Source organism: Variovorax sp. EL159 (assembly GCF_900100965.1).
Taxonomy (GTDB): domain Bacteria; phylum Pseudomonadota; class Gammaproteobacteria; order Burkholderiales; family Burkholderiaceae_C; genus Variovorax.
The window spans coordinates 192,015-213,842 of record NZ_FMUJ01000009.1; the positions used below are offsets into that span (position 1 = coordinate 192,015).

Genomic DNA, 21,828 nt, shown 5'->3' on the forward strand with positions numbered 1-21,828 from the left:
GAGTTGCAACACAAGAGGGAGGGCATCGACACATGGCTTCATCGAAGCATCGGGGCACGGGCTTTTCGCTCGTGGAGGTACTCGTTTCCATCGTCGTGCTGAGCGTGGGCTTGCTCGGCACCGTGCGCATGCTGCTGGCATCCGTGCGCACGAGCAACGAAGCCGCAACATTTACTGCCGCGGTCAACCTTGTGCGCGAACTGTCGGAGAAGGCGCGCATGAACAAGGGCGTTGCGACAAGCAACAGCACGGCCAATGCGTACCTGGTCGAGCAGCGAGCGGTGGGCGTCGGCAGCGATGCGGGTTCCGCTGGCCGGACGTGCATGGCGTCCGGTGCCGCTTGTGATGCAGCGCAACTGGCGGCATGGGACATGCGCGAGTGGCTGCAGCGCATTGCCAAGGCATTGCCTGAAGCCCGCGTCAGCGTGTGCTTCGACGAAACCCCCTGGAGCGATGCAGCGGCCGAGTACGCATGGCCCTGCAGCCACACGGGCCGCAACGTGGTCGTCAAGCTCGGCTGGACGCCACGCGGTACTGCCGAGACAACGCGCCTGTCCGCACCGCGTCTGGTGATGCAACTGGTCCCGGGGCACGTGGACCATGTCCATGGCGGGACGTGAATCGATGCGGCCCGCGCCGCAGCGCGGAGTGACGCTGGTCGAGCTGCTGGTCGCCGTGGCCATCGCATTGGGACTGGTGCTTGCCGCCACGGCCACATTCGTCGGCAGCCGCCAGTTGTTCCAGACCCATACGGAAGCCCAGGCGGTCGAAGATTCGTTGCGGTTCGCCGGCTTCGTCGTCAGAGGCATCGTGCGCCAGGCCGGCTATGCCGACTACGCGCCCGACTACATCGACGCCGATGGCATGTCGGCCACAGGGAGCAACGCGACCTTGCTCGCGTCGTCGGCCGACCCGTTCGACCTGAACATCGTCGGTGCGCGCAATACGCGTGTGAGCGCTGTCGGCAATGGCTATGGCACGCACGACACCCGGGGTGTGAACGGCAGCGACTCGCTGCTCGTGCGCTTCTTCGGCCGCAGCCGGTCGAGCGGAGGCGGTGTCGAGCCGGACGGCACCATGGTCGATTGCATGGGCTTTGCGCAGCCCGGACCTACGGCCGGTCGCTCCGCATCCGCAGACCGCGCATGGAGCTTCTTCTACGTCGCGCAGGCGGCGGACGGCGAGCCCGAGCTCTACTGCAAGTACCGCAGCGAAAAGGACGGCAGGTTCAGGGCCGAACCGCTGGCGCGTGGCATCGAGGTCTTCAAGGTCGTCTACGGCTACGACGGCAATGGCGACGGTGTTCCCGAGCGCTGGCTCGATGCGGCGCAGATCGAAGCGCAGGCCACCTCCGCCGCGAAGGTCGCCGACGAATGGCGCAAGGTGGTCGGGCTGCGCATCGGCATGGTGGCGCGCAGCGCGCGCGACAACAGCGCACCGCGGCAGGCGAGCGAACTGCTCTACCCGCTGGGCCCCACGTTCTTCGACGTGAGCTTCAAGCCCAAGCCCGACGGCAGGCTGCGGCGCGTCGCGACCTTCACGGTCATGTTGCGCAATGTCGTGAAAGACCCGGTGCCATGAGGCAGGCCACCCGATCCTCGTCGCGCGGCTTCTCGCTGATCGTCGTGATGCTCATGCTGATCGCCGTCTCGGTGCTCGGCCTTGGCGCGGCGCAGATGTCGCTTGTCAATGAACGCAGCGCACGCAACGACCGCGACACCGAAGTGGCGTTCCAGGCCGCCGAAGCCGCACTGGTCGATGCCGAGAGCGATGTGCTCGGGCCCAACGACGGCGCGCGGCAACGCCTGTGCCTTTTCAGCAGCACTGACGCAACGGCGTTCGTGAACGGATGCGGTGGTGAAGGCGAGCAGCAGGGGCTGTGCGCGCCGGGCGAATCCGGCAGCGAGCCGGCCTGGATGGCGGCCGACTTCTCGGCCGATGCAGGCAAGTCCGTCGCCTACGGCACCTTCACGGGGCAGCGCTACCTCAGCGGCGAGTCGGCGCGGGGCTCGCCTGCCGGCGCACTGTCTGCGCGAGCACCGCGCTACATCGTGGAGGCGCTTCGCCATCGCGGTGGCTGGCAGGCCGACCAGCTCCAGAGCGCGGGTGCCGGCGACGCTCGCTACATCTTTCGCGTCACCGCCATCGGCTACGGCATGCGCGAGGAGACGCAGGTGGTGCTGCAGACCAGCTTGTACAAACCGGCGGCCAGCCCCGGCTGCTCTTCATGAAAGGCAGGACCTGCATGCGTGGTCTTCCTGTTGCTGGCATTGCCGCCTTGCTTCTTTGCGTCGTCGGTTGTGCGCAAGCCGCCGGCCCGGCGCTGCCGCCCGATGCGGTGCTGCCGGACGAGCCGCTCGCCTCGCTGGCGGCGCAGGCTGATCCTCACGTGGTGATTGACCTTGCCTTGAAGGTTGCGAATGCCGGTGCAGCTTACCGGGGACGTTTCGACTGGACGCAAACCTATTCGGGCTACTGGGACCCGATGGGTTGCTATCGCTATGCGAGTTCCGAGGTGCTTTTCAAGCGCACGTCCAACGCAACGAGGGACCGCGGCGGAGAGATCGTTTGCAGCCACCAGTGGAGCGGCAATCTCTTGAACTGGGCGGCGTCTTCCACCCTCGATGCGGTGCGCCTTGCATTGACAGGCGGCGATCGCGTGGTGGACGAGCCCGGCCGGACCGTGTTGCAGCGCGCCGTGCTGCCGGAAGCGTTCTATCGCAGCAGCCACTTCGCCGACAAGGCCCTGACGGGCAACCTGGACAAGCTCACGCCGCTGGTCACGGGCGGTGCCGATGGTGTGCGTGCCACGGACACGATCCACTTCAACAGTTGCCTCGACCGCTTGTTCATCGGCCCGACCGCCACGGGGATTTGCCTCGAACCCGGGCGCGACCAGCACCACGGCCCGGGTCTTGCCAGCGCGCCCTACGTTGCACGCGTGGAAGTCTGCTCGCCTGAAGAGGCCGCAACGCGTCGCAATCTCTGCTTCAAGTACCCCAGCGGCCATTACAAGCCCATCGGCGCCCTGCAGGCGCATTCGGAGCGAATGCGTTTTTCCGTCTTCGGCTACTTGGTGGACGACGACCCTGCGCGTTACGGCGGCGTGCTGCGCGCGCCCATGACGCACACGGGCCCCACAAAGATCGACGCCGCGTTCGATCGGGTAGACAACACGCAGGCGGAATGGGATGCCAACACCGGCGTCTTCAAGGCCGACCCCATGTCTTCCGCTGGCGCCCACGATGGCACCGCAATGTTCAGCGGTGTCGTCAACGCCATCAACCGCTTCGGGCGCAGCGGTGCGCGGCCGGGCAGCTACAACAGCTTCGATCCCGCAGGCGAGCTTTACTACGAGTCGCTGCGCTATCTCCAGGGCAAGCCGCCGAGCCCGCAAGCCGTGACGGGTCTGACGCCGGGCGACGATGTTCGAAAGGGCGGCCTTCCCGTCTACAACGGCACCAATCACTGGGGCGTGGGCACGCAGGCTCGAACGCAATCAGCTGTTGCCAGTTGCCAGAGGCGGCACATCCTCGCGATCGGCGATCTGGAAACAGACCACGACCGCTCCTTGCCCGGCAGCACCAGAGGCGATTCGCTTGCGGATTTCCATCGCGGCTTCAACGGCGCTGCCTACGAACCGGACACGGCCCACTGGACAAGCCTGGTCGGCGCGTTCGAGAACAGGGAGGTGCTTTCCTACGCGCACCCCTCCGCAAAGACGGGCCTCGTGACCACGGGCAACGGCGGTCTGCCCGCCTTCAACTACAAGGGCGGCGCGCGGCTCACGTCGAGCAACATCGCGACCGCCGACACCGGTGCCGACAAAGGCTCGTTCGGCATGGCGGGGCTGGCGTACTGGGCGCGCACGCAGCAGCTTCGCCGCGATCTGCCGGATGCGCGGGTGCAGACCTTCGCCATCGACCTGGGGCAAGGCGAAGACAGCGCGATCCGGCAGAAGCAGCGCGGCAGTGTTTTCTATCTCGCCGCCAAGTACGGCGGTTTCACGGACAGCAACGAGGACGGCAACCCGTTCCGGGCGTCCGACGGCGCAGGGCGCCCGGATGTGGCGAGCAACACCGAATGGGCCGACGGCCTCGATGCGGATGGGCAGCCGAAGCCCTTGAACTACTTTCTGGCGAGCGACCCACGGCAGGTGGTGTCGGCGATCCGCAAGGTCTTCCAGCAGGCGGCCGCGCCATCGGCGCGCGGTGTGACCGGCGGCGCGATGTCGTCGGACCGGCTCGCGCAGGCAGGGGCAAATTTCTACCTGGCGCAGTCCGGCGGACATCGGTGGGCGGGCACGCTGCTGTCATACCCGCTCGCGCTCGATGCCCGCACTGGCAGGGTGCAGCGTGGCGATCGACCCGACTGGGACGCGGGCGCCTTGTTGACCGGCCACCCGGCAGCCCAGCCACCAGTGGCGGCACGCGATCTGTCGAGCAGGCGCATCTTCAGCCTGTCGACAGCCGGTGTCGGCATCCCGTTCGAATGGACCGCACTCGACTCAGCCCTTCGCGGCCACCTGGACGCCACACCCTACGCTGAGCCCTCCGCATCGGATGATCTCGGCCCCGAGCGGCTGGCCTATCTGCGAGGGGAGCGGCGCAAGGAACAGTCGATGCCGGGCGGCGTGTTCCGGGTGCGCGATTCGGTCATGGGCGACGTGGCCCATTCCGTTCCCTTGTTCGTGAGCGCACGGCAGGGGCGGCAGGCGGCGGTGTACGTCGGCGCCAACGACGGCATGCTTCACGCCTTTTCCGCGCAGACAGGCGAAGAGCTCTTTGCCTATGTGCCGCGCGGCATTTTCCCCAGGCTGGCGGCGTACACCTCGCCGGACTACATTCACCAGAGCCATGTCGACGGCTCGCCAGTCATCGGTGAAGTGCCGATGGCCAATGGCGTGCGCAGGACGGTGCTGGTCTCCGGCGCCGGCGGTGGGGCCACCGGTGTCTTCGCCCTCGATGTGAGCGACCCCGCGGCGTTCTCCGCCGCGAAGGTGATGTGGGAGTTCGGCGCCGCGGACGACGCGGACATGGGCCACCTGACGCAGGCGCCGCGCGTGCTGAGGTTCCGCACCTCGGCGGCTGGCCGCGCGGGGGCAGCCACCTACCGTTGGTTTGCCGTCGTGCCTTCGGGCTTCAACAACGCCAATCCCGAGAAGCGTGCCGCGCTGTTCCTGCTTTCACTCGACAAGCCGGCGGGCGCGGCCTGGGCGCGGGGCGTCAACTTCCACAAGATCGTCCTGCCTCGCCCGGCCGACAACACCATGGTGAACGCGTTGAGCGTGCCGGGCGACTATGCGGCGGCCGACGGCGCCACGCGATTCCTCTATGCCGGTGACACCCAGGGCAATCTGTGGAAGTTCGACTTCACCGGCAATGCACCGTGGAGCGAAGGCAACGCGCTGGGGCTCAAGGGCGAGCCGCTGATGGTCGCGACGGTGGCCGAGGGCGGCATGGCTGCCAGGCGCCAGCCGATCACCGTGCAACCAGAGGTCGGCGTTGGGCCGGGCGGCGACGCCATCGTGCTTTTCGGCACCGGGAAATTCGTGAGCCCTGAAGACCTGGCTCGCTCGAACCATGGGTTGCAGACCATGTACGCCGTCTACGACAACGGCACGGCCGTTCCTGCCGGCGCCGCGCGAGCGCAGCTCCAACCGCGCAAGCCGGCCGTCGTGGCGGGGCAGACGCTTTCGTCCATCGATGGCGATGCGTTCGTGTACGGCGCCTTCGACCGCAAGACGACGAGCCGGCGCGGCTGGTACTTCGATCTGCCGGCGTCACCCGATCAGGGAGAGCGGCTGGTGTCCAGGCCGGTGCTGGCCGATGGCCAGTTGTTCTTCAGCACGCTGATTCCGCGGGCCAGCGCGTGCGGTGGCGATGCGGGTGGACGCAGCTGCGCGGTGAATGCGATGACCGGGCTCTCGAAGGCCGGCACCTGCGAGCCTTTGGAGGCGGCCTTGCCAGGAACGACGCATCTGGTGCAACTGGGGGAGGCCACCTACAGCGCGACCGATGCGTTCGGGCGCCGGTCCGTCACACGGCGGTTGTCCGTCATCGGTCTGGGCGGCCGGGGCGGCGTCTCGACGGCCCGGCCTGCCGAGGGCGGCAAGGGGACGCAGGTGGCAGGGCGGCTGAACTGGCGGCAGGTCATCGATTACCGGGGAGCGAAGAAGCAATGAGCGCGACAGCAGCATCGAGGATTCGAGGGTTCACGTTGATCGAGGTGATGATCGTGCTCGCCATCGTGGCCATCCTGGCGGCCATCTCCTATCCGTCGTACATGGACTTCGTGCGCAAGAGCTGGCGCAGTGAAGCGCGGTCCGCGCTGATGCAGCAGATGCAGCAGCAGGAACGCCACTTCACCCAGGTCGGCCGCTACAGACCCTACGAGGGCGACTCGGGCGATGGCGGGGCGGGTGGCAAGTACGCCGTTGAAAGCGGCACCTGCGAAGGGCACGGCAACATCGAACGCTGTGTCCGGCTGACGGCAACCCTGAAGGCTGGTCTTTCCGATCCGATGGCCGGCAAGTTCTGGATCGACAGCATGGGTGGCAAAGGGTGCGACGGCCTGCTGCGCGAGAGGTGCTGGCAGTGAAGGCGTTGCGCTGCGGGGTGAAGCCCGCCAGTGGCTTCACGTTGGTCGAGTTGATGGTGGTCGTGGCCATCGTGGCGGTGCTGGCAATGGTCGCCGTGCCGAGCTTTCGCGATCTGCTGCTCAATCAGCGGCTGGCGGCGGCTGCGCAGGGGTTCAATGCCGCGCTGAGTCTTGCACGCATGGAGGCGATCCAGCGTTCGGAGAGCGTCAGGGTGCTGGCGCGCTCGGGTGGCGGCGACTGGGGCAGTGGTTGGTCCGTGATGGCCGGGGCCGACCCGCCGCGCCAGGTCCTGCGAAGTTTCGAGCAATTGCCGGAGGGGGTAAGCGTCGATGCTGCGCTTGGAGACGGGTTTGTCCAGGGGCTGCGCTACGACAGCAATGGCTTTTCCCGCCGGGCAGCCAGTGGCGCCTTCGGTGCCGGATGCCTCACCCTGAAGGCCGACACCGGCCGCAGGGCATCCATCATCGTTTCAGGATCGGGCCGCGCGAGGGTTTGCGATCCGGACCGGCGCGGCGACTGCGGCGCTGGGGCATGCGGCAGGGGAGGCAAACAGGAGGAAGAGGGTGGCGCATGAGGCGGCCGGCTGGCAGGGGGTGAAGAAACCGCAGCGTGCCCGGGGCGCGCTGCAGGTTCATTCACGGTACGGATGTCAGATGTCCCGCAGCAGCTGCCGGAACTCGTCCACGTCTTCGAAGCTGCGATACACCGAGGCAAAGCGCACGTAAGCCACCTTGTCCATGCGCTTGAGTTCGCGCATCACCAGCTCGCCGACCTTGGTCGAGTCGATTTCGCGCAGGCCGCTGGCCAGCAGCTTCTGCTCGATGCGCAGCAGGGCGTTGTCGATCTGCTCGATGCTCACCGGCCGCTTGCGCAGCGCCAGCATCATCGAGGCGCGCACCTTGCTCGAATCGAAGTCGGCGCGGCTGCCGTCCTTCTTGACGACGACCGGGAAATTGACGTCGGGCCGCTCGTAGGTGGTGAAGCGCTTGTCGCAGGCGCTGCACTGGCGGCGCCTGCGGACGAAGTCGGCGTCTTCCGACACGCGGGTCTCGACGACCTGCGTTTCAAGATGACCGCAAAAAGGGCACTTCATGCGGCCATCACGATGCCGGGCGCTGCTTCGGGGTTCAGCGGTAGACCGGGAACCGGCTCGTCAGTGCATGCACCTTGGCGCGCACCGCGTCGATGTTCGCCGCGTCGCGCGGGTTCTCGAGCACGTCGGCGATCAGGTTCGCGGTGATGCGGGCCTCTTCGTCCTTGAAGCCGCGGGTGGTCATGGCCGGGGTGCCGATGCGCACGCCGCTGGTGACCATCGGCTTTTCGGGGTCGTTCGGGATCGCGTTCTTGTTGATCGTCATGTGGGCGCTGCCCAGCACGGCTTCGGCTTCCTTGCCGGTGATGCCCTTGGCGCGCAGGTCGACCAGCATCAGGTGGCTTTCGGTGCGGCCGCTCACGATGCGCAGGCCCCGCTCGGTGAGGGTGTCGGCCACGATCTTGGCGTTCTTGACCACCTGTTGCTGGTAGGCCTTGAACTCGGGCGACATGGCTTCCTTGAACGCGACGGCCTTGGCGGCGATCACGTGCATCAGCGGGCCGCCTTGCAGGCCCGGGAAGATCGCGCTGTTGATGGCTTTTTCGTGCTGCGACTTCATCAGGATGATGCCGCCGCGCGGGCCGCGCAGGCTCTTGTGCGTGGTCGATGTGACGATGTCGGCGTGCGGCACCGGGTTCGGGTACACGCCCGCGGCCACGAGGCCGGCGTAGTGGGCGATGTCGACCATGAAGATCGCGCCGACGTCCTTGGCCACCTTGGCGAAGCGCTCGAAGTCGATGTGCAGCGAGTAGGCCGAGGCGCCCGCGATGATGAGCTTGGGCATGTGCTCGTGCGCCTTGCGCTCCATCGCGTCGTAGTCGATGGCTTCGTTGGCGTCCAGGCCATAGCTCACCACGTTGAACCACTTGCCGCTCATGTTCAGCGGCATGCCGTGGGTCAGGTGGCCGCCTTCGGCCAGGCTCATGCCCATGATGGTGTCGCCGGGCTTCAGGAAGGCGAGCATCACGGCTTCGTTGGCCGAGGCACCGCAATGCGGCTGCACGTTGGCGGCGTCGGCACCGAAGATCTGCTTGATGCGGTCGATGGCCAGTTGCTCGGCCACGTCGACGTGCTCGCAGCCGCCGTAGTAGCGCTTGCCCGGGTAGCCTTCGGCGTACTTGTTGGTGAGCTGCGAGCCTTGGGCGGCCATGACGGCGGGCGAGGCGTAGTTCTCGCTGGCGATCAGCTCGATGTGATGTTCCTGGCGCGCGTTTTCGGCTTGAATGGCGGCCCAGATTTCGGGGTCGGTCTGTTCGACCAGGATATTGCGTTGGTACATGGCAGTCCTTTGAAGACGAGGTCCTTGTTCAACCAAACAAGGGCTGCCCAGGCGAACGGCTGAACGCCTGTTGTGGTCAGGCGGCACGCTTCCCAGTGGTATTCCACGTCAGCGCGTGGCACCTTTTCAGGGTGCTGCGCCTATCGCCAGTCGCGTACCGGCCGAGTGTAGCTCACACCCGGCCACCAGCACTTCAGGAAACGGCGGAAAGCAGCGCGACCTTGGCCGGCTCGGCGCCTTCTTCCGGCTGCTTGGCCGGCGCCACCACGGGGATCGGCTGCGAACGCACGGCCGGCGGCAGCACCGACGGTGCGCGGCCGTTGGCCACCTGCAGCAGGCGTTCGTGCTCGGCCATCACCTTGCTGGCGTAGCCGCCGTCGTCTTCGAGATTGGCCGCGCCCACGTAGTAGCGCAGGCCGCCTTCGAGCGAGCCAGCACGGGCGATGCATTCCTGCAGGACCTTCACGCCGACGCGCATGTTCGTCACCGGGTCGAAGGCGGTGAGCGTGCCGCCCGCGCTTTCGTACTTGTCGCCGTGCACGCGGGTCATGACCTGCATGAGGCCCTGTGCGCCCACCTGGCTTTGGGCGAAGGGGTTGAAGCTGGACTCGACGGCCATGATCGCAAGGATCAGCGTCGGGTCGATCTTCGTGCGCTTGCCGATGCCATAGGCCTCGGCGACCAGCACGCTCAGCGGCTCGGCGGCCACGCGGTACTTCTTGCTCAGCCAGTAGGCCACCGCGGCTTGCTGCTTGGGCAGCTCGCTGGGGCTCGCGGCCGTGGTGCGCTCGATGGCGGTCGGCTCGAGGTCGGTGGCTTCAGGCGCGGGCTTGCGCGACTGCAGCCAGCCCATCAATTGCTCTTCGCCGGTCTTGCGCAGGTCGGGCCGCGCCACGAGGGCGAGGGCCGCGAACACGATGGCCAGACCGACCAGTGCGAACCCGTTATGGGTGATTTCAAAAAAGCCGTCTGCCACATCGGACACAAAGGTCCTTAGCCCGCGGGCTGTGGCATCAAACGCCTTGTTCATCGCTCTTCCTTTCTGTGCGGCACCCGAACCGCAACGCCTGGAGCAGGCGAGGGATGAGGGCAACGGCGCTTGGATTGGTACGAATCAGGTTCCGCGCATGGAAGGAGGGGTTAGGAGCGCGGTGACCTGATCAAGCCGGGGGGGTAGTTCGGCAGCGGATTCAGGGAGGCCCCGCTGCGTCCGGCAGTCAGGGCAGGCCGGATTCTAGCGTGGCTAAATACACGGTCAAGTATAACAAATTGGTTTCTTATGCTAATAGTTGTTTAAAAAATTGACCGCGCTAGAGGTGTTTCGGCTTAAGGGAAAGCCCTCGGAAGATTCGATTTGCAATGCGAGGGTGCGGCACCTAATCTGAACGGGCCTGAGGTTTCAGGCGTTTTTCCGAGGTCCGGCAGCCCGAGGTGCAAGTCAAGGGTTCGAAAGACCGAGGATCCACGGTGGCAATCTCTTGCTGCCAGCACGGCGGGAACCATTGACTTCCGGTCGCGCGAATCGATGGCATGGGTCTTGTGCCCGCCATCAAGCCCGGTGACGAGACATCCCGTCGAGCCACCGGGCTTTCTTGCTTCTGGGATTGCGCACGCGTTTGCGGAACACTTCCGCGATGAACGTAGCTTCGATCAAACAAAACAAATGGGTGCGACGTGGGATCGTCGCGGTGCTGGTTCTTCTGGCCTTCTGGGTCATTGCCTGGCTGGCGGTGCCTCCGATTGCCAAGAGCCAGATCCAGAAGATCGCGAGCGAGAAACTCGGCCGGCAGGTCACGGTCGGCAAGGTCGATTTCAAGCCCTGGACGCTGGAGCTCACGCTGAGCGACCTGCGCATTGCCACCGCCGACGGCAGCAAGTCGCAAGTGGCCATCCAGCGCATCTACGCGGACGGCGAGCTGCAGTCGATCTTCCGTCTCGCGCCGGTGGTCGATGCGGTCACGGTGGATGGCCCCGCCATCCTGCTCACGCACCAGGCCGACGGCAAATACGACATCGACGACATCCTGGCCAAGCTCTCGGCCGGCCCGCCGCCCGATCCGAACGCCAAGCCGGCGCGCTTTGCCATCTACAACATCGCGATCAATGGCGGCTCGGTCGATTTCGACGACCAGACGGTCCATCGCAAGCACGAGCTGCGCGACTTCGTGCTCCAGGTGCCTTTTCTGAGCAACCTTGCCTCCAAGCGCGACGTCAACACCGAACCCAAGCTCGCCTTCACGCTGAACGGCAGCAAGTTCGACTCGGCCGCCTTCACCGCGCCTTTTTCCGAAAACCGCAAGACCGACGCCCACGTGCAGTTCAAGGGCCTCGACCTGGTGCCGTACCTCGGCTACATCCCCGGCGGCCTGCCGGTGCGCCTGCAGGCTGGCAGCCTGGACGCCGACCTGAAGATCGGCTTCGAGCAGGGCGCCACGACCGGCCTGAAGATCACCGGCACCGTCGAGGCGCACACCGCCAAGGTGGCCGACGCGCGCGGCCGCGACCTGCTGGGCTTCGAGTCGCTCAAGCTGGCGCTTGCCGATGTGCGGCCGCTGGAGTCGGTGTTCCATCTGAGCGAGATCGCCCTGGTCAATCCGCAGTTGGCTGTCGCGCGCGACGCGGCCGGTCAGCTCAACCTGCTGGCCACCGACCCCGCCACCGGTGCAACGGAGAAGGCGGCGCCTTTGCCCGCCGCGGCCGCCAGCGCTCCCGCGGGCAAGCCGGCTGAAAAAGCCGCACTGAAGGTGCAGGTCGACAAGGTCGCGCTGAGCGGCGGCCGTATCGGCTGGCGCGACGAGACCGTCAAGCCCGCTGCCGCCGTCGACCTGACCGACCTCGGCATCGACGTCACCGGCGTCACCTGGCCGATGGAAAAGCCGGCCGAGTTCAACGGCGGCACCGCCATCGCCGGCGCCAGCCTCAAGTTCAAGGGCAGCGCGACCGACAAGGTGGCCGATGTGCAGACCGAGGTCGATGCGCTGCCGCTGTCGCTCGCCGCGCCTTATCTGGCGCAGAGCCTGGAGCCCACGCTGGACGGCAAGCTCAGCGGGCAGATCGACATCGCCTGGGCCCAGCCCGAGCTGAAGTTCAAGGCGCGCCGCCTGTCCGCCGACGGGCTGGCGCTGACGCAGGCCAAGACCGCGTTGGCCAGCGTCGGTCGCTTCGAGCTGGTCGATGCCGAGGTCGACATGACGAAGCACACCTTGAACGTGGCCTCGTTCACCGCGACCAACCCCAAGGTGCGCGTCGAGCGCGACAACGAGAAGCGCTGGATGTTCGAGCGCTGGCTCAAGACGCCGGCCGGCGGCGGCACCAAGGAGGTCGAAGCCAAGGTGGCCGCGCCGAAGCCCGCCGCCGCGCAAGCGCCGCAGCCCGGCGCCAACACCAAGCCGTGGGCGCTGACCATCGGCACCGTGGCGGTCGACAACGGCAGCCTTTCTTATTCAGACAAGGCAAGCGCCACGCCAGTGGCGGTCGAGGTCACGGCCTTCAAGCTCAATGCCCAGAAGATCGCGCCGGACACCAACACCGTCTCGCCGCTGCAGGTCTCGGGGCGCATCGGGTCCGCGGGCCGCTCGGCCGATCCGGGGCGCTTCGACTACAAGGGCAACCTCGTGCTGAAGCCGCTGGCGGCCGAAGGCCGACTGGAGATCGCGTCTTTCCCGGCGCATGCCTTCAAGGCCTATTACGCCGACGCGCTCAACGTCGACATCCGCCGCGCCTTCGCAAGCTACCGCGGCACGGTGCACTACACGACCACTCCGGCGGGCATGAGCGTCAAGCTGGCTGGCGACACCGCGCTCGACGACTTCCGTGCCAACAGCGTTTCGCTGACCCAGTCGCCGGGCTTCGACCGCAACAACAACCAGTTGCTGAGCTGGAAGACCCTGAGCCTGCGCGGCCTGCAGGTCAGCATGGCACCCAACACCGCGCCGGCCGTGGACGTGCGCGAAACCACGCTGACCGACTTCTTCGCCCGCGTGATCGTCGATCCGACCGGCCGGCTCAACCTGCTGAACCTGACGAAGAAGGGCGAGGCCGAAGCCAATGCCGCCGCAGCAGCGGCTGGCGAAGCCAGCACCCGCAAGGGCCCGGGTGGCACCACCACCACAACCCGCGCTGCGCCGGCACCGAAGGCGACGGGCGGCGCGCCGGTGTCGGCCGAAGCCATGGTCGGCGGAGCCCCCGAACCGGCCAAGCCGGCGGCTGCCGCAGCGCCCGTTGCCACCGCGCAGGCGGCCGACGCGGGCCTGGCACCCGTCATCAACTTCGGGCCGATGAGCCTGGTCAACGGCAAGATCGACTTCACCGACCTGTTCGTCAAGCCCAACTACTCGGCCGATCTCAGCGAGCTGACCGGCAAGCTCAGTTCGTTCTCGTCGAACCCGCCGAAGGGCGAGGGCGGCCGGCCCGCGCTGGCCGACCTCGAATTGCGCGGCAAGGCGCAGCAGACCGCCGCGCTCGAAATCACTGGCAAGCTCAATCCGCTGGCCAAGCCGCTCGAGCTGGACATCACCGCCAAGATGCGCGACCTCGACCTGGCGCCGCTATCGCCGTACTCGGTTCGCTATGCGGGCCATGGCATCGAGCGCGGCAAGATGAGCATGGACGTCAACTACAAGGTGGCGGCCGATGGCCAGCTGACGGCCACCAACAAGCTGGTGCTCAACCAGCTGCAGTTCGGCGACGAGGTGGCGGGCGCGCCCGCCAGCCTCCCCGTGAAACTGGCCGTGGCCCTGCTGGCCGACCGCAATGGCGTGATCGACGTCGACCTGCCGCTCAGCGGTTCGCTCAACGACCCGCAGTTCAGCGTCGGTCCGCTGATCTGGAAGGCCGTGGTCAACCTGATCGGCAAGGCGATCACGGCACCGTTCAGCCTGCTCACGGGCGGGCTCGGCGGCGGCAGCGGCGAATCGAGCGCCATCACCTTCGAGCCGGGCAGCTCGACGCTCAGCGACTCGGCCAAGGAGAGCCTGGGCAAGGTCGTGAAGGCCCTGACCGACCGGCCTTCGCTGCAGATGACCGTGATCGGCACCTCCAGCCTCGAAAAGGAGCGCGACGCCTACCAGCGCCAGCGCCTGCGCCAGCTCACCCTGGCCGAGAAGCGCCGCATCGCGGTGCGCGGCGGCCAGACCGGCACCGACGTGCCGCCTGTCACCGACGCCGAATACCCCGAGCTGCTGACCGCCGTCTACAAGCGCGCCGACATCACCAAGCCGCGCAACATGGTCGGCCTGGCCAAGGACCTGCCCGTGAAGGAAATGGAAAACCTGCTGCTCGCGAGCGTGCCGGTCGACGAAGAGTCGATGCGGCAGCTCGCGGTCGAGCGCGGCGCCGCCGTGCGCGACTACCTGCTCGCGCAGAAGCTGCCGAGCGAACGCCTGTTCCTCGGCGCGGTGCGCACCACCGCCAGCGGCGCCGACTGGAAGCCGGGCGCGGAGCTCAGCCTGACCATGAAGTGAGGAGGCCGGGACTTGGTTTTTTCCTTCAGCTTGCTATATATGTAGTCCGTTAATCTCCCCGCCCACAGCCCCGCGTTCGCCGCAGTCCCGCAACGGATTTCAGCGGCCAACCGCAAGTGGGTGAAAATGTCGATGTGCGCCGGCCTTTGCCGGCGCCTTCGCTTTCTCTACTAAGACAACGATTTCGCGCAGTGACCTCTACTTCTTCCAAGCCACACGACCTTCAGGCCCTCGACACGCTCACCGGCGGCGCCTTCACCGCGCCAACCTCCGGCGAGCGCGCCGCGCGCATCCGCGACTGGCTCGCGGGCAACCCCGCGCCCGAGCAGATGCAGGAAGTCTTCAAGGAGCTGAGCGGTCGCGACAAGGGCGCCGCGCGCCTGCTGCGCGAGAAACTCGATGAGCTCAAGCGCGCCAAGGGCCAGGAGGCCATCGCCGCCGAATGGGCGCAGAAGGCCGAGGCGCTGTTGGGCCAGTCCAAGCTCAACATCGCCGATGCCCTGGCCTGGCAGCGAGATGCCGCCAAGGCTGGTGCGCCGCTGTCGCGCGAGCCGCTGGCCGGGCTGAAGCTCAAGCTGGCCGAACGCGTCAAGGGCATCGAAGACCTGCAGCATCGCGCCCAGGTGCACCGCGAAGCCGCCGTGCTGCTGGCACAGCGTTTCGAAGTGCTTTCCACCAAGGGCTGGCAAGACGCCCAGGCGGCTGAAGAATCGCTGCGCGCCGACGTCACTCATTGGCAGCAACAGGCAACCGAGATCACCTCCGACGTCAACTGGAGCAGCCTGGACGCCAAGTTCGCGCCGCAGCTCGAATCGTCGAAGTCGCAACTGCTGGTGGTGTCCGACGCTTTCCACGGCGCACTGGCCCTGGCGATTGCCGCTGCCGCCGATGCCGCGGCTCCGCTACCGCCCGTGCCCGTGTGGGCCGATGAACTGCGCGCCGCGCGCGGCGAAGTCGTGGCGCCCAAGGCCGCCGCACCCGCCCGGCCCGCCGCGCCCAAGGTCGATCCGGCCGTGCGCGCCGCCGCGCAAGACGCCGTGCAGGCCGCGCTTGCCAAGCTCGAACAGGAAACTGCCGAAGGCCATGGCAAGGCGAGCGCCGGTGCGGCTGCCGCACTGCGCGCCGTGCTCAAGGAGCATGGCAAGCTGGTCGAGGCACCGCTCGAAGCCCGCGTGCATGCCGCGCTGGTCGCCGCCGGTGAACTCGAAGGCTGGCAACGTTGGAGCGCCGACAAGGTGCGCGAAGACCTCGTCGCGAAGGCCGAAGGCCTGCTCAAGCGCCCCGAAGGCCAGGCCCTCGGTGGCCGCAAGATGCAGGAAACCCTACGTGCGCTGCGCGACCAGTGGAAGCAGGCCGACCAGGGTGGCGTGCCGAACCACGCGCTCTGGAAGCGTTTCGACGAAGCCTGCAACGAGGCCCACAAGGTCGTCGAGGCCTGGCTCGAAAAGGTGCGCGCCGATGCTGCCGAGCACCGTGCGCATCGCGTCGCGCTGATCGAAGAAGTCAAGGCCTGGGCTGCCGCGCATGCCGACGCCGCCGACCTGAAGGCGCACAACCGCGCGCTGCACCAGTTCGCCGATCGCTGGCGCGACGCCGGCCATGTGGGCGAGAAGGTGTTTGCCGAACTGCAGCCGCTGTGGAACGAAGCTTTCGGCGCCGCCCGCGCACCCTTCGAGACCGCGCAAAAGGCCAGCGTCGAACGCCGCCAGGCCATGATCGCCGAGGCTGTCGAGCTGGGTGCCCAGCCCGTGCTGCGCATCGACGCCGTCAAGGCGCTGCAGCAGCGCTGGCAGGCCGAAGCGCAAGGTGTGCCGCTCGACCGCCGCCATGAACAGAAGATGTGGGACGCTTTCCGCGCGCCCATCGACGAAGCCTTCAACCGCAAGACCGCCGAGCGTGAAAAGGCGTCGTCCGCGATGAGCGAGCACGACCGCCATGTGCTCGAGGCCTCCAAGGCGCTGGACGCGGCCAATGCCGGCGGCGACGTGCAGAAGATTCGTGCCGCCATCGCCCGCCTCGAAGGCGCGCTGCGTGGCGAAGCGCCGCCGCCAGCACCGAAGGCCGAGCAGGCGAGCGACGGTCCGTCCGTGGGCGCGACCGAGGTGGTTGCACCGGGTCAGGCCGCTGCCGAATTCGGCGAAAGCGCCGGACAGGCACCGAGCCCGAGCGACGCACAGGCTTCGCCCGGCACGCACGCCGATGCCGCATCCGCAGCGTCGGCCGACCTGGTGGCACCTGCCGATGGCGCCGATGCATCGGCCCGCTCGGACAGCCAGGCACATGACGCCGGCGAAGCCGCTGCAGCCGAAAGCCCGGCGCCCGCCGCTGCGCCCAAGCCGGCTCCCAAGCCTGTCGTGGCCATGCGTGGCGACGACCGCCCGAGCAGCAAGAAGAACGAGGCGGCACCTGTCGCCCGTGGCGCCGGTGGCCGTTTCGGCGATCGTCGCGATGGTGGCCGGCCCGGTGCGGGCGGCCCGGGTCGCCCGGGTGGCGACCGCGGCGCACCGCGCTCCGACGCGCGCGGTGACCGTGGTGCCCCAGGCGGCCCCGGCGGTCGTTTCGGCGACCGTCCGCCGCGCTTCGAAGACCGTGGCCCTCGTCTCGGCGACGCCGCCTTCCGCGCCCAGCGCGAGGCGCTCGAGCGCGCGGACATGGCGCTGCGCAAGCTCGCGGCCCAGGCGCATGGCGAGGCGTTGACCCAGGTGCTCGGCGCCTGGGAGCAACGCGATGCCGCCCGCCTGCCAAGCGTGCAGGAACTCGGCCGCGCGGTCACCCCTGCGGTGCGCACCGGCTGGTCGCAGGCGCTGGGTTCGGCGCCAACGGCCGCCGCTGGTGATGCCGCCGAAGCACTGCTGCGCCTCGAAATGGCCGCTGAAGTGCCGACGCCCGCCGAGCAGCTCGATGCGCGCCGCGCGCTGCAGCTCAAGCTGCTGACGAAGCGCGGCGATCCGGCGCCGGCGCAGACCTGGGGTCAGGACGCCGGCAAGGTGCTGGCTGCGGCGCATGACGCGGCCAGCGCGCGTCGTTTGCAGAACGCGCTGAAGGCGCTGCTGCGCAAGTAAGGGCAGAGCCAGCCGACAACCATGAAAAAGGCGCCCCGCGGGGCGCCTTTTCTTTAGGGAATACGCAGGCTTTCGGGCCGCGTCAGACCTTCTCGCCGATCACCGGCGTCTGGACCGCGGCAGCTTGCTCTGCCGCGTACCCGCTGGCGATCTTCCGCCGGACGAACAGCCCGCCGATGCCCAGCAGCAGCGCAACCGCACCGACGATCAGCGTGCCCTTGTCCGTCGCACTCGATGCGGCTGCCTTGTCCTTGATTTCCATGATCTTCTGCACCTCGGCCAGCGCGAGCACCGGCTGGCCCTTGAGCTTGACCTCGTACACCAGGTTGTTGTCCGAAGGATCGACGCGCACGTCGACGGCCTCGTCGATCAGCGGTTCGAGCTTCTTGCGGCCGACCGCGTAGTCCACGCGCCATTTCTCGGTACTGCCATCGGCCAGCTTGGCGTCGAGCACGAAGTAGTGGCGCGTCGTGCTGCCGCCGCGGCGGCGCTTGGTGGTCTCGGTGATTTCGCTGCCGCTGACGATCGTGCCGCTCTTGGCAACCAGGTCTTCCACGGCCGTGCCATGCGTGTCGGCGCCGGCCTTGAATTGCGCGTATGCGGCCCAGCCGAGGATGCCGATGCCGAACAGCAGCGCAATCCAAGCTTTGCCTGTCAGTTGATAGAACCAATCCCTCATGTTGTTTACCTTTTTTGGCGAGTTGATAACCCGTCAATGGTAAGGGTTGGATTGCTATCGATTGCGTAGCAATCTATCCAGCAAGGGCGTGCGCTCAGAGCCTTTTAGGCAGAAAGAATTCATCGAAAAGCGCGAGCACTTCGGGGAAGTCTCGGCCGAAATTCGCGCGGTTCACGAAGTAGGCCTCGCAGGCCACCGCGAAGAACTCGCTGAGCGACGTTGCGCCGTAGGCGTCGAGCCAGGGCGGCTCGGCGCCGAACCGGTCGGCCAGGATGGTCTTTTCGCGAAAGTCCTCGTAGGCGGGTTTCAGCACGGCCAGCCATGCAGCGCGGGCTTCGCGCGCGTTGCGACGGCCGGCAAAGCCGGGTGGCAAGGGCGGGCAGCCATTGGCGTCGCCGTTGCGCATGTCGATCTTGTGGGCGAACTCGTGGATGACGACGTTGTAGCCGCGCTCGCTGGTGACGCTGCTCGCGAGCACGTCGTCCCAGCTCAGCATCACGGGGCCGCGGTCCATGGCTTCGCCGGCCACGACTTCGTTGTACTCGTGCACCACCTGGGCCTCGTCGACGATCTTGCGCCGGGCGACGACCTCGGAGCGGTGCACGACGATGCCGACGAAATCGTCGTACCAGTTCAAGCCGCCCTTGAGGTGCAGCACGGGCAGCACGGCCTGAGCCGCGATGGCCAGTGCGACTTCGTTGGTGATGGTGAAGCCCTTGGCACCGTGGAATTCCTTGTCGCGCAGGAACTCGGCGCACAGTTGCCGCAGCCGCTGCTGTTCGGCAGGGGGGCGGTCGCCGAGGAAGGCGTAGCGCTTGAGCGCGGACTGCCAGGCAGCTTCGGGAATCGGGGGCAGGGCGCGCAGCCGGCGCAGCCACTTGAACATCGGCGGCGCGGCGCTGCTAGCGCAGGTCGACGCGTTGCGCGCCGGCAGTGGACAGGCAAAGCAGTTGCGCGCGCGGTGGATGCGCGGCCGCGTCCCAGTCGCTGAGCACGATGCGGCGCAGGCCGCCTCCGAGGTCGTGATCGGCGGGGCGGTGCGTGTGGCCGTGCACTATCGCGTGGGCGCCTGCCTGCCGCAGCCACTGGCGTGCGGCGTCCGTGTCGACATCGGCCCAGACCATGGAGGGATCGCGCTTGCGGTCTTCGCTCTGCACGCGCATCGAACGTGCGAGCGCGCGGCGCTCTTCCAGCGGCCGGGCGAGAAACGCGGCTTGCCATTCAGGCGTGCGAACCAGCGCGCGGAACTTGAGGTACTCGGTGTCTTCGAGGCAGAGGATGTCGCCGTGGCTCAGCAGCCAGCGCTGGCCGTGCAGCACCAGGACCGTGGGGTCGTCGAGCAGCGTGAAGCCGCACTGCGCCGCGAGGGCGGCGCCGACGAGAAAGTCGCGGTTGCCATGCATGAAGAACACCGGCAACCGCTGCGCCGTGCGGTGCAGCAGTTCGGCACAGCGGGCCTCGAAGCCGGGCTGGACGGCGGCATCGTCGCCCACCCAGACCTCGAACAAATCGCCGAGGATGATCAGCGCATCGGCCGGCGTGGTCTGCAGATAGCCCTGCCAGGCCTCGAAGGTGGCGGGCTCGCCGGCCTGCAGGTGCAGGTCGGAGATCAGGTCGACGGTGCGCCACGCGGGCGGCGCCACCAGCTCGGTAAAAGCCGGGTTCGCCACAGTGGTCATGCCGCGTCGCGCCTGTTCGTCATTCAGCGATGACGACAGCCTTTTCGATCACCACGTCTTCGAGCGGCACGTCGTCGTGGAAGCACTTGCGGCCCGTCTTCACGGCCTTGATCTTGTAGACCACGTCGGTGCCGTTGATCACCTTGCCGAACACGGCGTAGCCCCAGCCCTGGGCCGAAGGCGCGGTGTGGTTCAGGAAGCCGTTGTCCGACACGTTGATGAAGAACTGCGCGGTGGCCGAGTGGGGCGCGCTGGTGCGGGCCATGGCGACGGTGTAGTTGTCGTTCTTCAGGCCGTTGTTGGCTTCGTTCTGGATCTCGGCGCCGGTGGGCTTTTGCTTCATGCCGGGCTCGAAGCCGCCGCCTTGCACCATGAAGCCGGGGATCACGCGGTGGAACACCGTGTTGTCGTAGTGGCCCTGCTTGACGTACGAGACGAAGTTCTCGGCCGACTTCGGCGCCTTCTCGGCGTCGAGTTCGAGCGTGATCACGCCGTAGTTCTTGATGTGCAGTTCGACTTGGGGGTTGCTCATGAGGGGACTCCTTCTTCGGAAAACGGATTACTTCGCCAGCAGCGTGGCGGACTTGATGGTGACGGGTTCGACGGGCACGTTCTGCATGCCGGCCTTGTTGCCGGTCTGCACGGTGCGGATCTTGTCGACCACGTCGGTGCCGGCAACGACCTTGCCGAACACGGTGTAGCCGTAGCCGTCGGGGCTGGGCGCGTTCAGCGAGTCGTTGTTCTTCACGTTGATGAAGAACTGCGAGGTGGCCGAGTCGGGGTTGCCGGTGCGGGCCATGGCGATCGTGTACTTGTCGTTCTTCAGGCCGTTGCTCGCTTCGAGCGGGATGGGCGCGCGCGTGGGCTTTTGCTGCATGTCGGCCGTGAAGCCGCCGCCCTGGATCATGAAGCCGTCGATCACGCGATGGAACACCGTGCCGTCGTAGTGCTTGTCCTTGACGTACTGCAGGAAGTTCTCGACCGACTTGGGCGCCTTGGCGGCGTCGAGCTCGACCACGATGTCGCCGGCCGAAGTCGCGAGCTTGACGCGCGGCGAGGCCGCTTGCGCGTAGCCGGTGGCGGCAAAGGTCAGTGCGGCGGCAAGCACGAGCGCGCTGCGGCGGCTGAACTGGGTGAAGGCATGGATCGTCAAGTGATGCTCCGGGTGCGAATGAGGGAGGGCATGGCCTGCGCAACGGGCGCCGTTGTGCCGGCACCGATGTCGAAGGCGACGGTTACTTACTTGCTGGGTTTGCCGACCGGCTTGCGAATGACCAGCGGCGCTGTCGGCAGTGCGGCCGCATCGGCTTCGGCCTTCGGCGTGAAGATCTGGCGGATCAGTGCCAGCTTGGGTGCGACGCTCGAATTGGTGCTCGCGAATTGCTGCGCGCGCACGTACTCTTGTGCTGCAAGGCGGGCGTAGACGTCGCCGAGGTTCTCGTGCGCCGTCGCGTAGTTGGGGTTGAGCCGCAGGGCCGTTTCGAGCGCGTTGCGGGCCTGGTCGAACTTGCTTTGCGATGCGTACAGCGCGGCCAGGTTGTTGTAGGGCTCGGGCAGTTCGGGGAAGTCTTGCGTGAGCTGCGTGAACGCGGTGATGGCCTCGGCCTGCTTGTTCTGCTCGGTGAGGATCACGCCGCGCAGGAAGCGCATCTGCGGATCGCGGGGCTTGCCGGCGATGTAGGTGTCGGCCTTGGCGAGCGCCTCGTTGGGCTTGCCCTGGCGCAGCAGAAGATTCACATCGTCGTACTCGTTGGCATGCGCTGCCGAGCCCCAGAGGCTGAACAGCAATGCGAAGGCAATGGAGAGTCTGGAGAACGCGGCGTGCTTCATGAAGCCTCTGCAGGAGTGGGGAAATCCGGGCCTGAGAAACACCCGGGAAATACTTGGCACGTGCCGTTTATACTAGGTCGATTGTAGCCGAGGGGCCATGTCGAACCCCTCGCGACCACTGCCCCCGTCACCCCTGAAAAACA

General features: G+C 67.1%; 17 protein-coding genes and 1 riboswitch. Of the genes, 8 read left to right on the forward strand and 9 right to left on the reverse strand.

Features of this window, described 5'->3' with window-relative positions; translation table 11 throughout:
• The first annotated feature begins 32 nt into the window (after positions 1 to 32).
• From pilV to BLQ28_RS29930, 6 genes are read left to right on the forward strand one after another with little or no spacing between them, the layout of a single operon-like run.
• Positions 33 to 620 carry a type IV pilus modification protein PilV gene (gene pilV / locus BLQ28_RS29905; protein ID WP_176801269.1) on the forward strand — a complete coding sequence of 196 codons (588 nt, stop codon included), beginning with the start codon at positions 33 to 35 and terminating at the stop codon, positions 618 to 620.
• Entirely contained in the window at positions 607 to 1,581 is a 975-nt protein-coding gene (locus BLQ28_RS29910) for a PilW family protein (RefSeq protein ID WP_176801270.1), read from the forward strand. The genes pilV and BLQ28_RS29910 overlap by 14 nt, the downstream gene beginning before the upstream one ends.
• A complete protein-coding gene (locus BLQ28_RS29915) occupies positions 1,578 to 2,231 on the forward strand; it encodes a pilus assembly PilX family protein (RefSeq protein WP_093246958.1) in 654 nt (217 codons plus the stop codon). The genes BLQ28_RS29910 and BLQ28_RS29915 overlap by 4 nt, the downstream gene beginning before the upstream one ends.
• Positions 2,232 to 2,245: 14 nt before the next feature.
• A complete protein-coding gene (locus BLQ28_RS29920) occupies positions 2,246 to 6,184 on the forward strand; it encodes a pilus assembly protein (RefSeq protein WP_218121969.1) in 3,939 nt (1,312 codons plus the stop codon).
• Entirely contained in the window at positions 6,181 to 6,600 is a 420-nt protein-coding gene (locus BLQ28_RS33410; RefSeq protein ID WP_093246960.1) for a type IV pilin protein, read from the forward strand. The genes BLQ28_RS29920 and BLQ28_RS33410 overlap by 4 nt, the downstream gene beginning before the upstream one ends.
• On the forward strand, positions 6,588 to 7,175 hold the full coding sequence (locus BLQ28_RS29930) for a GspH/FimT family protein (protein ID WP_218121970.1): 588 nt from the start codon (positions 6,588 to 6,590) through the stop codon (positions 7,173 to 7,175). Before BLQ28_RS33410 ends, BLQ28_RS29930 begins: the two co-directional genes overlap by 13 nt.
• A gap of 75 nt (positions 7,176 to 7,250) precedes the next feature.
• On the opposite strand, the gene nrdR is transcribed toward BLQ28_RS29930, so the two are convergent.
• From nrdR to BLQ28_RS29945, 3 genes are all read right to left on the reverse strand, one after another.
• Complete coding sequence (gene nrdR / locus BLQ28_RS29935) at positions 7,251 to 7,694, reverse strand: transcriptional regulator NrdR (protein ID WP_093246962.1); 444 nt, start codon at positions 7,692 to 7,694, stop codon at positions 7,251 to 7,253.
• A gap of 34 nt (positions 7,695 to 7,728) precedes the next feature.
• Complete coding sequence (gene glyA / locus BLQ28_RS29940; RefSeq protein ID WP_093246963.1) at positions 7,729 to 8,973, reverse strand: serine hydroxymethyltransferase; 1,245 nt, start codon at positions 8,971 to 8,973, stop codon at positions 7,729 to 7,731.
• A 38-nt stretch (positions 8,974 to 9,011) separates the two neighbouring features.
• Positions 9,012 to 9,137: riboswitch (ZMP/ZTP riboswitch) on the reverse strand.
• 29 nt (positions 9,138 to 9,166) lie between these two features.
• Positions 9,167 to 10,003 carry a lytic transglycosylase domain-containing protein gene (locus tag BLQ28_RS29945; RefSeq protein WP_093246964.1) on the reverse strand — a complete coding sequence of 279 codons (837 nt, stop codon included), beginning with the start codon at positions 10,001 to 10,003 and terminating at the stop codon, positions 9,167 to 9,169.
• A gap of 604 nt (positions 10,004 to 10,607) precedes the next feature.
• Between BLQ28_RS29945 and BLQ28_RS29950 the strand changes: the two genes are divergently transcribed.
• Positions 10,608 to 14,435: a DUF748 domain-containing protein gene (locus BLQ28_RS29950; RefSeq protein ID WP_093246965.1), complete on the forward strand. Its 3,828-nt coding sequence runs from the start codon at positions 10,608 to 10,610 to the stop codon at positions 14,433 to 14,435.
• A 191-nt stretch (positions 14,436 to 14,626) separates the two neighbouring features.
• Positions 14,627 to 17,497 carry a DUF349 domain-containing protein gene (locus BLQ28_RS29955; protein WP_093246966.1) on the forward strand — a complete coding sequence of 957 codons (2,871 nt, stop codon included), beginning with the start codon at positions 14,627 to 14,629 and terminating at the stop codon, positions 17,495 to 17,497.
• An 82-nt stretch (positions 17,498 to 17,579) separates the two neighbouring features.
• Here BLQ28_RS29955 and BLQ28_RS29960 read toward each other — a convergent pair whose 3' ends face one another.
• The 6 genes from BLQ28_RS29960 to BLQ28_RS29985 form a co-directional block, all read right to left on the reverse strand.
• Complete coding sequence (locus BLQ28_RS29960; RefSeq protein WP_093246967.1) at positions 17,580 to 18,176, reverse strand: hypothetical protein; 597 nt, start codon at positions 18,174 to 18,176, stop codon at positions 17,580 to 17,582.
• A gap of 94 nt (positions 18,177 to 18,270) precedes the next feature.
• Positions 18,271 to 19,062, reverse strand: a complete 792-nt coding sequence (locus BLQ28_RS29965; RefSeq protein ID WP_093246968.1) for a M90 family metallopeptidase — start codon at positions 19,060 to 19,062, stop codon at positions 18,271 to 18,273.
• A 16-nt stretch (positions 19,063 to 19,078) separates the two neighbouring features.
• A complete protein-coding gene (locus BLQ28_RS29970; RefSeq protein WP_093246969.1) occupies positions 19,079 to 19,855 on the reverse strand; it encodes a UDP-2,3-diacylglucosamine diphosphatase in 777 nt (258 codons plus the stop codon).
• Positions 19,856 to 19,874: 19 nt separating this feature from the next.
• The gene (locus BLQ28_RS29975; RefSeq protein ID WP_093246970.1) at positions 19,875 to 20,387 is read right to left on the reverse strand and encodes a peptidylprolyl isomerase; all 513 of its coding nucleotides are present in this window, start codon (positions 20,385 to 20,387) and stop codon (positions 19,875 to 19,877) included.
• Between the two features lie 27 nt (positions 20,388 to 20,414).
• Positions 20,415 to 21,008, reverse strand: coding sequence for a peptidylprolyl isomerase (locus BLQ28_RS29980; RefSeq protein WP_176801271.1), 594 nt, complete (start codon positions 21,006 to 21,008; stop codon positions 20,415 to 20,417).
• Positions 21,009 to 21,094: 86 nt separating this feature from the next.
• Positions 21,095 to 21,685, reverse strand: a complete 591-nt coding sequence (locus tag BLQ28_RS29985) for a tetratricopeptide repeat protein (protein ID WP_093246971.1) — start codon at positions 21,683 to 21,685, stop codon at positions 21,095 to 21,097.
• Between the last annotated feature and the right edge of the window lie 143 nt (positions 21,686 to 21,828).

What these genes read in the sequence shown, in the direction of transcription:
- pilV (WP_176801269.1), top strand. Translation starts at nt 33, where the DNA reads ATGGCTTCATCGAAGCATCGGGGCACGGGCTTTTCGCTCGTGGAGGTA.
- BLQ28_RS29910 (WP_176801270.1), top strand. Translation starts at nt 607, where the DNA reads ATGGCGGGACGTGAATCGATGCGGCCCGCGCCGCAGCGCGGAGTGACG.
- BLQ28_RS29915 (WP_093246958.1), top strand. Translation starts at nt 1,578, where the DNA reads ATGAGGCAGGCCACCCGATCCTCGTCGCGCGGCTTCTCGCTGATCGTC.
- BLQ28_RS29920 (WP_218121969.1), top strand. Translation starts at nt 2,246, where the DNA reads ATGCGTGGTCTTCCTGTTGCTGGCATTGCCGCCTTGCTTCTTTGCGTC.
- BLQ28_RS33410 (WP_093246960.1), top strand. Translation starts at nt 6,181, where the DNA reads ATGAGCGCGACAGCAGCATCGAGGATTCGAGGGTTCACGTTGATCGAG.
- nrdR (WP_093246962.1), bottom strand. Translation starts at nt 7,694, where the DNA reads ATGAAGTGCCCTTTTTGCGGTCATCTTGAAACGCAGGTCGTCGAGACC.
- glyA (WP_093246963.1), bottom strand. Translation starts at nt 8,973, where the DNA reads ATGTACCAACGCAATATCCTGGTCGAACAGACCGACCCCGAAATCTGG.
- BLQ28_RS29945 (WP_093246964.1), bottom strand. Translation starts at nt 10,003, where the DNA reads ATGAACAAGGCGTTTGATGCCACAGCCCGCGGGCTAAGGACCTTTGTG.
- BLQ28_RS29950 (WP_093246965.1), top strand. Translation starts at nt 10,608, where the DNA reads ATGAACGTAGCTTCGATCAAACAAAACAAATGGGTGCGACGTGGGATC.
- BLQ28_RS29960 (WP_093246967.1), bottom strand. Translation starts at nt 18,176, where the DNA reads ATGAGGGATTGGTTCTATCAACTGACAGGCAAAGCTTGGATTGCGCTG.
- BLQ28_RS29965 (WP_093246968.1), bottom strand. Translation starts at nt 19,062, where the DNA reads ATGTTCAAGTGGCTGCGCCGGCTGCGCGCCCTGCCCCCGATTCCCGAA.
- BLQ28_RS29970 (WP_093246969.1), bottom strand. Translation starts at nt 19,855, where the DNA reads ATGACCACTGTGGCGAACCCGGCTTTTACCGAGCTGGTGGCGCCGCCC.
- BLQ28_RS29975 (WP_093246970.1), bottom strand. Translation starts at nt 20,387, where the DNA reads ATGAGCAACCCCCAAGTCGAACTGCACATCAAGAACTACGGCGTGATC.
- BLQ28_RS29985 (WP_093246971.1), bottom strand. Translation starts at nt 21,685, where the DNA reads ATGAAGCACGCCGCGTTCTCCAGACTCTCCATTGCCTTCGCATTGCTG.